11 protein-coding genes are annotated in these 10,606 nt (G+C 32.1%); all 11 read left to right on the top strand.

The window, feature by feature from the left end; translation table 11 throughout:
• Positions 1–2,422 (top strand): cell surface protein SprA (gene sprA / locus ACH2BG_RS13120; protein WP_395048146.1); only part of this gene is annotated, 2,422 nt, incomplete at its 5' end.
• Between the two features lie 68 nt (positions 2,423–2,490).
• A complete protein-coding gene (gcvH, locus tag ACH2BG_RS13115; protein WP_395048145.1) occupies positions 2,491–2,871 on the top strand; it encodes a glycine cleavage system protein GcvH in 381 nt (126 codons plus the stop codon).
• On the top strand, positions 2,843–3,250 hold the full coding sequence (locus tag ACH2BG_RS13110) for a VanZ family protein (RefSeq protein ID WP_395048144.1): 408 nt from the start codon (positions 2,843–2,845) through the stop codon (positions 3,248–3,250). The genes gcvH and ACH2BG_RS13110 overlap by 29 nt, the downstream gene beginning before the upstream one ends.
• A gap of 73 nt (positions 3,251–3,323) precedes the next feature.
• The gene (gene deoC / locus ACH2BG_RS13105; protein WP_395048143.1) at positions 3,324–4,067 is read left to right on the top strand and encodes a deoxyribose-phosphate aldolase; all 744 of its coding nucleotides are present in this window, start codon (positions 3,324–3,326) and stop codon (positions 4,065–4,067) included.
• A 10-nt stretch (positions 4,068–4,077) separates the two neighbouring features.
• Positions 4,078–6,195, top strand: coding sequence for a gliding motility protein RemB (locus tag ACH2BG_RS13100; protein WP_395048142.1), 2,118 nt, complete (start codon positions 4,078–4,080; stop codon positions 6,193–6,195).
• A 79-nt stretch (positions 6,196–6,274) separates the two neighbouring features.
• Positions 6,275–7,177 (top strand): heme o synthase, encoded by a 903-nt coding sequence (gene cyoE / locus ACH2BG_RS13095; RefSeq protein WP_395048141.1) that lies wholly within the window; start codon positions 6,275–6,277, stop codon positions 7,175–7,177.
• Positions 7,178–7,182: 5 nt separating this feature from the next.
• The gene (locus tag ACH2BG_RS13090) at positions 7,183–7,767 is read left to right on the top strand and encodes a heme-copper oxidase subunit III (RefSeq protein ID WP_395048140.1); all 585 of its coding nucleotides are present in this window, start codon (positions 7,183–7,185) and stop codon (positions 7,765–7,767) included.
• Positions 7,768–7,807: 40 nt separating this feature from the next.
• Entirely contained in the window at positions 7,808–8,785 is a 978-nt protein-coding gene (locus tag ACH2BG_RS13085; RefSeq protein ID WP_395048139.1) for a cytochrome c oxidase subunit 3, read from the top strand.
• A gap of 28 nt (positions 8,786–8,813) precedes the next feature.
• Positions 8,814–9,164: a cytochrome C oxidase subunit IV family protein gene (locus tag ACH2BG_RS13080; protein WP_395048138.1), complete on the top strand. Its 351-nt coding sequence runs from the start codon at positions 8,814–8,816 to the stop codon at positions 9,162–9,164.
• A gap of 78 nt (positions 9,165–9,242) precedes the next feature.
• Complete coding sequence (locus ACH2BG_RS13075; RefSeq protein WP_395048137.1) at positions 9,243–9,917, top strand: hypothetical protein; 675 nt, start codon at positions 9,243–9,245, stop codon at positions 9,915–9,917.
• A 3-nt stretch (positions 9,918–9,920) separates the two neighbouring features.
• Positions 9,921–10,604, top strand: a complete 684-nt coding sequence (locus tag ACH2BG_RS13070; protein WP_395048136.1) for an SCO family protein — start codon at positions 9,921–9,923, stop codon at positions 10,602–10,604.
• The last annotated feature ends 2 nt before the right edge of the window (positions 10,605–10,606 follow it).

Below are 10,606 nucleotides of genomic sequence, written 5' to 3'. Positions count from 1 at the left end.
TATAAATTTACCTTTTAATTATGGTATTGGGGAAGAAATAATCACTCCAGAATACGATCCGTTTAACCAGGATATTAAGCTAAAACAATTACTAGATGTAACTACTGATCCTGTCGATAAAGCAGAATATAAGAAAAGAGCTATCGATTTTACAAAAAGGAAAAGTATAAACTTTATCGGAGTAAGAAAAGACCGTGGACCCGAACAAAAACAACATTTTTATGATCCAGAAAACTTAACTGTTTCCTATTCATTTAACGAAGTCGAACACCATGATTTCGAAATTGAAGGATTGTTAGACCAACAAGTAAGAACCTCTGCCGATTATGCCTATACGTTTCAACCAAAACCGATAGAGCCATTCAAAAAAACAAAATTTTTGAAGAAAAGCAGCTATTGGAAAATGCTAAGTGATTTCAATTTCAATTATTTGCCTACAAGTGTAAACTTTAGTTCTACTATTTTACGCCAATATAACAGGCAACAATACAGACAAGTTGAAGTGCAAGGAATCGAACTTTCGCCATTGTACAAACGCAACAATATGTTCAATTATAATTACGGATTTAATTATAATTTGACTAAAAGTTTACGATTCAATTATACAGCAACCACAGCAAATTTGGTAAGAAATTATCTAGATGCAAACAACGATCCTATCGACGATTTTACAATTTGGGACGATTATTGGAATATAGGAACACCAAACCAACATTCGCAACAACTAACAGTTAATTACGAATTGCCAATAAATAAAATTCCAGCTTTAGCATTTATAAAATCCGATTATACTTATACGGGAGATTATTCTTGGCAAAGAGCTACATTGGCTTTACAAGCATTTCAGGCGAGCGATGGTAATACTTACGATTTAGGAAATACAATCCAAAATGCAAGTTCACATAAGTTGAATACGGCATTTAATATGGATACTTTTTATAAATATATTGGATTAACAAAAGGAAGAGTAAAAAAACCAACTCCAATAACACCGCCTTCTGCACCAAAACCAGGAGAAAAAGTAGTGGCAAAACCAAAAGTTAAAGAAATAAAACCCAACGTTTTTGTAGATGGATTAATAGGGTTAGCTACAAGTATCAAAAATATTCAGATAAATTATAACGAAACCAGCGGAACAATGCTTCCAGGGTATTTGCCATCAGTAGGATTTTTGGGTTCGTCTAAACCAACATTAGGATTTGTATTTGGATTGCAAGATGATGTGCGTTTTGAAGCTGCTAAAAATGGTTGGTTAACAAATTATGGTGAGTTTAATCAGAATTTTACACAAGTAAAAACCAAACAAATTACCGCAAATGCAAATATAGAATTGTTTCCAGATTTAAAAATCGATTTAATTGCCGACAGAACTCACTCCGATAATTTTTCAGAACAGTTTGATGCAGTAGGTGGTGTTTACAATTCACATTCGCCATATAATTTCGGGAATTTCTCTATTTCTACAGTTTTAATAAAAACAGCATTTTCTGCAAGTGACGAAACAAGATCTGCAGCGTTTGATGATTTCAGACAAAATAGATTGGTCGTTGCTGATAGATTAGCAACAATTTCTTACGGAACTTCGCAATTCCCTAGAGTTACCGATGTTAATAATCCGAACTTTGGTTATCCAGTCGGTTTCGGAAAAAACAATCAAGCCGTTTTATTACCATCGTTTTTGGCAGCCTATTCAGGAAGTGATGTTTCTGGAGTGTCGTTGGGAGCATTTAAAAATATTCCAATTCCTAATTGGACTGTAAAATATACGGGTCTTATGAGATACAAATTCTTTAAAAACAAGTTCAAAAGATTCTCATTACAACACGCATACAAAGCAGCTTATACCATAAATTCATACCGTTCTAATTTCAAATATACAAATCCAGCATCTACTGATACAGGAGGGAATTTTGAAAACAAAAATATTATTGGTAACGTGAATCTAACAGAACAATTTAGTCCATTAGTAAGACTGGATTTCGAAATGAAAAGCTCTATAAAAATTCTTGCCGAAATGAAAAAAGACCGAACTATGTCATTAAGTTTCGATAATAATTTGCTAACCGAATTAAAAGGTGTCGAATATGTTATTGGACTCGGATATCGCATAAAAGATGTAAGAATAAAATCACGATTGGCAGACAATGCAACGGGAGAAATAAAAAGTGATGTAAATATAAGAAGCGATGTGTCTTTTAGAAATAACAAAACAATAGTTAGAAATTTAGATTATAATAACAACCAATTAGCAGGAGGGCAAAATATTGTTTCGGCAAAATTGACTGCCGATTATTCTTTTAGCAAAAACCTGACAACACTTTTCTTTTTCGATTATTCGTTCTCGAAAGCGGTTATTTCGACATCATTTCCGCTAACAAGTATTCGTACAGGATTTACAATTAGATATAACTTTGGAAATTAAGTATTAAAAAAATAAGATTATTACAGTAATAATTTTACTTTTGTTTCAAATTAAAATTAAACAACAAAATGAACATACCAGCTAACTTAAAGTACACAAAAGATCACGAATGGATAAGTATTGATGGCGACATTGCTACAATAGGAATTACCGATTTTGCTCAAAAAGAATTGGGAGATATTGTATATGTTGAAGTTGAAACATTAGATCAAACCTTAGCGCAAGACGAAGTTTTTGGAACAGTGGAAGCTGTAAAAACAGTTTCGGATTTATTTTTACCACTTTCTGGCGAAATTATCGAATTTAATGAAGAACTTGAAGCAACTCCAGAAGTTGTAAATGCAGATCCTTACGGAAAAGCTTGGATGATTAAGGTGAAAATTTCTAATCCATCTGAAATCGAAAACCTACTTTCTAGTGATGACTATAAAAAACTTATTGGCGCCTAATAAAAACGCTATTTGGATTGCTCTTTTTTGGACGTTTTTGATACTTTACTTAAGTTTGAAAACAACGGTAAACGCCCCAAAAATTAATTTTCCAAATGCAGATAAAGTAGTTCATTTTACGTTCTATTTTGGTTTTGTTATTTTGTGGTATCGGTATTTAGCGTTTAGAAACAATGTGTTGCCAAACAGTAAAATTGCTCTGGTATTCGTTTCGATAATTTTCGGAATCGCCATCGAGTTTGCTCAGAAAATTATGACAACAACTCGTCAAGCAGATATTTGGGACGTTGTTGCCAATAGTACAGGAACTTTAGTAGGGATTTTTGTAGCAACAAAATTCTTTAAAGAAAATAAATCATCGAAAAGTTTCGATAAATAAAAATTATTAGAAAAACATCCCATTTCGGTGGGATTTTTCTATTTTTATACCTTTAATTTGTTAATTCATTATTATGAATATCAAGCAATACCTAGATTCTACTTACTTAAAAACAGCATTGCAAGCTAATTTGTCTGAAATTGAAAACACTAAAGTGGTAGAAAATTTCATTGATGAAGCCATTAGCGAAGAGTTTAAGCTGGTTATGATTCGTCCTGACAAAGTACAATTGGCTAAAAAAATGATAGAAAAAGCCAATTCGAAAGTGCTGGTTGGTACTGTTGTCGATTTCCCAGAAGGAAGTTCTAGTTTAGACAAAAAACTAGAAGAAGCACAAGGAGCGATAAACAATCATGCAGATGAGCTTGATTTTGTTATTAATTATGAAGCCTTCAAAAGAGGTGAAATAACATTGATAAAGCAAGAAATCATTGCTTGCGCACAATTAGGATTGTCACACAAAAAAGCAGTCAAATTTATTATCGAAGTGGCAGCACTTACAAATCATCAGATTATTCAGATTTCGGCATTAATAAAAAACACAATTATTGCCAATTTTAAAGAAGATAATTTTGCGCATATATTTGTAAAATCATCGACAGGCTTTTATAATACAGAAGATAATTTGCCAAACGGAGCTACAATTCCTACTATTATTTTAATGTTAGAAAACTCAAATCCACTTCCAGTAAAAGCAGCTGGTGGCGTAAGAACTTTAGATGAAGCTTTGGTAATGATTAGATTGGGTGTAAAAAGAATAGGAACATCCGCAGCAAAAACCATCGCAGACGGAAATGTTTCTACAGGAAATTATTAAAAAAATAAAAATGAAAAAATACCTTTTACTAATTATAGTTTTTCTTTCGATGCAAAATTTATTTTCGCAAGTAAGCAATCAAGAAAAATTTCCAATTTTTCCAGCGTGCGAAAACACAATGAATCAAGAGTTAGAGACTTGTTTTAATAATCAATTGCAAGATTTTATTTATAATAATTTCCAATTGCAAGAAGTTGCAAAAAAAGATAATTTCAAAGGAAAAATCATCACGTTGTTTGAAGTAGATAGCACAGGAACATTCAAAGTATTGTATGTTGATGCGGTAGATTCGGAACTAATAACCGAAACAAAAAGGGTTTTTTCGGCTTTGCCAAAAATCACGCCACCTACATATAACGGAAAGTCAACGTATGCAAAATATACAATTACAATAGCAATTCCGTTGCAAAGTGCAGCTCAGATTGCACAAGAAAAATTATTGCATGAAAACAAAATTGCAAATTCTACTTCGGTTTTAGCAAATAAAGAAAATCCAGAGTTTGAATCGGTAAAATTAAATTATAAAGAATTTAAAAATCCACAATTCAAAAGTCATCTTAATATTCCGTTTTCACATAATTTATACACCAATTTTGATGGAGAAATGAATCAAGTTGGGACTAATAATCATACGGCATCAAAACCATATAGTTACTCCGAAGTCGCAAAATATCATAATTTTGACGAAGCTTATAATGCAATCAAAATTAAGAAAGAAGGTTGGTGGGGACGAAAATTATTTAACGAAAACTTAGTTGCCATACAAGGAGAAGATTATTGGTTTACACTAAATCCTATTTTCGATTTGCGAATGGGGAAAAGTAACCCAAGCACCGAAGATTATACTTATGTAAACACGCGTGGTTTGCAAATACAAGGAGGTTTGGGTGAACAATTAGACTTTACCACAACCATTTATGAAAGTCAGGGTGTTTTTGCCGATTATTATAACCGATATGCAAATTCTATTCAGCCGTCGGGAGGAAATCCAGCAATTATTCCAGGAATAGGTATTGCAAAAGATTTTAAAACCACAAAATATGATTTCCCTTCTGCCGATGCAAATATTACTTACACGCCAAGTAAACACCTGAATTTGCAATTGGGTTACAGTCGAAATTTTATAGGCGATGGTTACCGCTCTTTACTGGAAGGAGATGGTGCGAGTCCGTATCCGTTTGTTAAAATAAACACCACTTTTTGGAAAATAAAATACACTAATACTTATATGTGGCTCAAAGATGTTCGCAAAGATGTAACACTAGACAGAACCTATGCTACAAAATATATGGCAAACCATTATTTGAGCTGGAATGCTTCAAAGAGATTGAATATTGGATTTTTCGAATCGGTAATTTGGACAAACGACAACAATCGTGGTTTTGATCTTAATTTTGTGAATCCAATTATTTTTTATCGTTCGGTCGAATTTTCATCATCAGCAAGAAGCGGAAATGCAGTTTTAGGAATTACGTCTAAGTATAAATGGAATAATAATATTAATTTATACGGACAATTCTTGCTTGACGAATTCTCGCTTGGCGACATGAAATCTGGCGAAAAAAGCTGGAAAAACAAATATGGTTATCAGTTGGGAGCGAAATATTTTAATGCTTTTGGTATGAAAAATCTATACCTGCAAGCAGAATATAATCATGTGCGTCCATATGTTTATGCACATAGTAATGCTATTACAAATTATGGTCACAACAACCAAAGCATGGGGCACAATTGGGGTTCTAACTTTAAAGAGCTAACAGGAATTGCACGTTTTCATAAAAATAGATTGTTTGCCGATGCAAAAATAAGCGTAGGAATTCGTGGTTTCGATTTTGATACTGCAACCGATGCGAAAAATTACGGTTCTAATATTTACAAAGATTACGACGAGTTAAGAGCTTACGAAAAAGGGGTTGCCATAGGACAAGGGAATAAAACAAATGTTTTTATTGCTGATGTTCAGGCCGGATATTTATTAAACCCAAGTACAAATCTGAAACTTTTTGGAAATTTAATTTACAGAAATTTTTCGCCACAGGAAAACACGACTGCAATATTCAAAGAAAGTACCACTTGGTTTTCTATAGGATTGCGTGCCGATGTGTTTAACTGGTATTTGGATTATTAAAAAATAAAGATGTTAGATTTGAATATTCCTATTGGTTATTCCTATCTTTGCAAAGTTTTAAAAAATAAATATTTCTGCCTTGAGCGCAACAAATACATTTCCTTCCATAAAATCTATTTTCAATGATTTCAAAGAAATTACCAAAGCTGGTCTTGCTATTAGCGTGGTTTTCTCATCATTGGCTGGGTATTTACTTGGAATTCATCAGTTTAATTTGTCGAGTGTGTATGTTCTTATCATGCTTGCTATTGGTGGATATTGCATGGTTGGTGCCTCAAACGCTTACAATCAAATTATCGAAAAAGATTTAGATGCTTTGATGGACAGAACTAAAAATCGTCCTATTCCTGCGGGAAGGATGTCAGTAAATACCGCTTTTATAATTGCAACAATTTTAACCATTATAGGATTAACGATTTTGTATTTGATAAATCCTAAAACAGCAATGTTTGGAGCGATTTCAATATTTTTATACACTTGTGTTTATACACCACTAAAAACAGTAACTTCATTATCGGTTTTTGTGGGTGCTTTTCCTGGAGCAATTCCGTTTATGTTGGGTTGGGTTGCTGCCACAAATGATTTTGGTATCGAAGCCGGAACCTTATTTTTAATTCAATTTTTTTGGCAATTTCCTCATTTTTGGGCAATAGGTTGGTTTTTATTTGAAGATTACAAAAAAGGCGGATTTTATATGTTGCCAACAGGAAAAAGAGACAAAGGAACTGCAATGCAGATTATTTTATATACACTTTGGTTAACAGCAGCTTCGGTTTTGCCAAGTTTTGGTTATACAGGGAGATTATATTTAACGACTGTTTCGGCAGTAATCGTTGGTTTATTAGGTTTGTGGATGCTTTTTTATGCCATCAAATTATACAAAAACAAAACCGATAAATCTGCAAAAACATTAATGTTAGTAAGTGTTGCCTACATATCACTGATACAAGTGGTATATATATCAGATAAATTTTTACGATAATAATTATGGAAGGAATGACTATTAAAGAGCATAACGAAAGAAAAGCAAGATCATACAAATTATTGTTGCTTTTTGCTATGATTAGTATGTTTATGATGTTTGCGGGATTAACGAGCGCGTACTTGGTAAGTTCTTCTCGAAAAGATTGGATACACACTATGGTTTTGCCATCAGCATTTACAATAAGTACTATTGTTATAGTTTTGAGTAGTATTACGATACATTTGGCCAAAAAAGCAATACAAAGAGATGACAGAAAAAGCACAACATTATTCCTTTTAGGAACATTAGTTTTAGGAATTGCGTTTATTTTCTTTCAATTTAAAGGGTTTAGTCAAGTAGTCGAAATGGGTTATTTTTTTACAGGTAGCGAGAGCACGGTTACGTCTTCTTTCTTGTATGTTTTAACTATTTTGCACCTTGCACATCTCGTAGCAGGATTAATTTCACTATTAATTATAATTTATAATCATTTTAAACAAAAATACAATTCAACTCAAAGTACTGGTATAGAGCTTGGTGCGATGTTTTGGCATTTTTTAGATATTCTTTGGGTATATTTGTTTTTATTTTTATATTTCGTAAAATAATAAAATATTGTAAATTTGACAACTTTATAAACACAATTCTATGGCAACGACAGTTACTACTAGTGCTGAAGGCAAAACTTGGGGAGGCGGAAAAGAGCCAATGGGCATAAGCTACGGAAAAATGATGATGTGGTTTTTCATCGTTTCCGATGCACTAACATTCTCAGGATTCTTGGCAGCATACGGTTTTTCAAGATTTAAATTTATCGAAACTTGGCCTTTGGCCGATGAGGTTTTTACTCACTTTCCTTTTATGCATGGTGTTTCAGCACCTATGTATTATGTGGCATTTATGACATTTGTACTGATTTTTTCATCGGTAACAATGGTTTTAGCAGTTGATGCTGGACATCAAATGAAAAAAAATAAAGTAATCCTTTATATGTTTTTAACCATTATAGGGGGTTTTATATTCGTAGGCTCACAAGCTTGGGAATGGAAAAATTTCATCAAAGGAGAATATGGTGCTGTAGAAACTAAAGGTGGTTCTATATTACAATTTATAGATAAAGATGGGAAAAGAATTGCACTTGGTGAATTTGCAGCAGATATTCCTAGCGAAAGAGTAGCAGATACTAAAAGTAAAGGAATTTGGTTTTTCGGTAACGAAACTTTACCAACTTATTCAGTAGAAGAAGTTGTAGAAGGATTCAAAGCGCATCCAGAAGTACTAATTCGTACTGAAGTTATCGACCCGAAAACAAAGAAAAAAATCACTTTATCTCGTGAAGAATCTCTAAAAAGAATCGAAGGAACGCAATATGTAGTTGAAGGAGCAAATTTAGTTCGTAATGAATACGGACAAAAATTATTTGCCGATTTCTTTTTCTTTATTACTGGTTTTCACGGTTTTCACGTATTTTCTGGAGTAATGATTAACGTTTTAATCTTTTTTAATATCCTTTTAGGAACTTACGATAAGAGAAAAAGTTATGAAATGGTAGAAAAAGTAGGATTATATTGGCACTTTGTCGATTTAGTTTGGGTATTTGTATTTACATTCTTCTACCTAGTTTAGTTTTTTAATAAAAGAAAAATATATTGTTATGTCACACGAACACGTATCAAATGTAGGAAGAATCTGGAAAGTTTTCGGATTGTTATCAATAATTACAATAGTTGAGGTTATTTTAGGAATTGTTAAGCCTGACGTTTTACAATTTAATACTTTTTTAAGTATGGGATTGTTAAACTGGATTTTCATTATCTTAACTGTATATAAAGCATACTGGATTATGTGGGCTTTTATGCACCTTGAAGGAGAAGCTGCGTCTTTGCGTTGGGCAGTTGTAGGAACATTAGTGTTCTTAATTATTTATTTAGTATTTATTTTGCTAGTTGAAGCTGATTATATATTCGAGATTTTTAAAAATTCTACCATAAAATGGAATTTTTAAAACATATTAATTCAAAAAAAAGCTCCTATTACAGGAGCTTTTTTTATTTTTGTACTCAAATAAATTATACTTTCCCTCATGAGAAATAAATTAGTTCTAATTATCCTTCTAATACTTCCTGTTTTAATTTATTTAATATTTGCAACAGCAACACACAACTCGCTTTTTTTGCCAACAATTTCTAGAAATAATAAGGAATTGCCAAAATGGAAAAGCCTTGATGGTAAACCAGTTTTACTAAAAAATAGAATTACAGTTTTGGGATTTGTAGGAAATGATATTTTAAAAAACGAAGAAAATCTATTTAATCTAAACCAAAAAATATACGGAAAATACGAAGGTTTTGATGATTTTCAGTTGGTAATGATAGCTCAAGAAGGTTCTGAACCACAAGTGAAAAATTTATTAGAAAAACTTGCAAGATTCTCTGATAACTTATCAGGTTGGAAGTTTGTTTTTGCCAAACCAAATGAGATTCAATCTTACTATGATTCATTTAAATTACATGATCATCTTAATGAAAATGGCAGTACAACAAAGGTTGTTATTATAGATAAAGATAAAAACCATCGCGGGCGAAAAGGAAAAAACAAAGAAGGGAAAAACGAATATAAAGAAAGTTATAACACAAATTCTGCTGCCGATTTACATAACGACATGTCCGACGATGTAAAAATCATGCTCAGAGAATATCGATTGGCTTTGAAGAGGAATAAGAATCAAGAAGATTTTCGTTTACACGTTAAAAAATAAATAATGAAAAACAAATCATATATAGGAACTGCTTTTATTATTCTAGTTTTTGGGATTTATTTTGTTCCTAAAATTATAGACAAAATAAAAAATGATGACATTGTAAAAGGAGATAGATTAAATATTGAAGGAACTACAGCATCGACCAAAAGTGATTTGATGACTATTGGAAAAGCGCCGAAGTTTTCATTAACAAACCAAGATAAAGTAACAATCTCTGATGAAAGTTATAAAGGAAAAGTGTATGTTGTCGAATTTTTCTTTTCTACTTGTCCGTCAATTTGTCCAATTATGAATAGAAATATGAAACTGGTTCAAGAAGCATTTGCTTCAAATTCTAATTTCGGAATTGCTTCAATAACCATAAATCCAGAAAATGACACGCCGGAAGTACTGAAAAAACATGCCGAAATGATAAATGCAAAAGGAGTAAACTGGCATTTTCTTACTGGTGATAAAGCTAAAATTTTCGAAATTGCAAACAAAGGTTTTAACCTATTTGCTGGAGAAAATAAAAAAGTAAATGGAGGATTCGAACATTCTGGTTTTTTTGCATTAATAGATAAAAATGGAGATATTCGTTGCCGAAAAGACGAATTTGGAAATCCTATTATCTATTACGATGGGCTGGAAGAAAAAGGAGTAACAGCAATAAAACAAGATATTACTAAATTATTAGCAGAATAAAA

The sequence above is a fragment of the Flavobacterium sp. genome (assembly GCF_043779715.1).
Taxonomy (GTDB): domain Bacteria; phylum Bacteroidota; class Bacteroidia; order Flavobacteriales; family Flavobacteriaceae; genus Flavobacterium.
The sequence above is the reverse complement of the archived record's forward strand: the minus strand, read 5'-3'. Positions and strand labels throughout refer to the sequence as shown.

What these genes read in the sequence shown, in the direction of transcription:
- ACH2BG_RS13110 (WP_395048144.1), top strand. Translation starts at nt 2,843, where the DNA reads ATGACTATAAAAAACTTATTGGCGCCTAATAAAAACGCTATTTGGATT.
- ACH2BG_RS13070 (WP_395048136.1), top strand. Translation starts at nt 9,921, where the DNA reads ATGAAAAACAAATCATATATAGGAACTGCTTTTATTATTCTAGTTTTT.
- ACH2BG_RS13075 (WP_395048137.1), top strand. Translation starts at nt 9,243, where the DNA reads ATGAGAAATAAATTAGTTCTAATTATCCTTCTAATACTTCCTGTTTTA.
- ACH2BG_RS13085 (WP_395048139.1), top strand. Translation starts at nt 7,808, where the DNA reads ATGGCAACGACAGTTACTACTAGTGCTGAAGGCAAAACTTGGGGAGGC.
- gcvH (WP_395048145.1), top strand. Translation starts at nt 2,491, where the DNA reads ATGAACATACCAGCTAACTTAAAGTACACAAAAGATCACGAATGGATA.
- ACH2BG_RS13080 (WP_395048138.1), top strand. Translation starts at nt 8,814, where the DNA reads ATGTCACACGAACACGTATCAAATGTAGGAAGAATCTGGAAAGTTTTC.
- ACH2BG_RS13100 (WP_395048142.1), top strand. Translation starts at nt 4,078, where the DNA reads ATGAAAAAATACCTTTTACTAATTATAGTTTTTCTTTCGATGCAAAAT.
- deoC (WP_395048143.1), top strand. Translation starts at nt 3,324, where the DNA reads ATGAATATCAAGCAATACCTAGATTCTACTTACTTAAAAACAGCATTG.
- ACH2BG_RS13090 (WP_395048140.1), top strand. Translation starts at nt 7,183, where the DNA reads ATGGAAGGAATGACTATTAAAGAGCATAACGAAAGAAAAGCAAGATCA.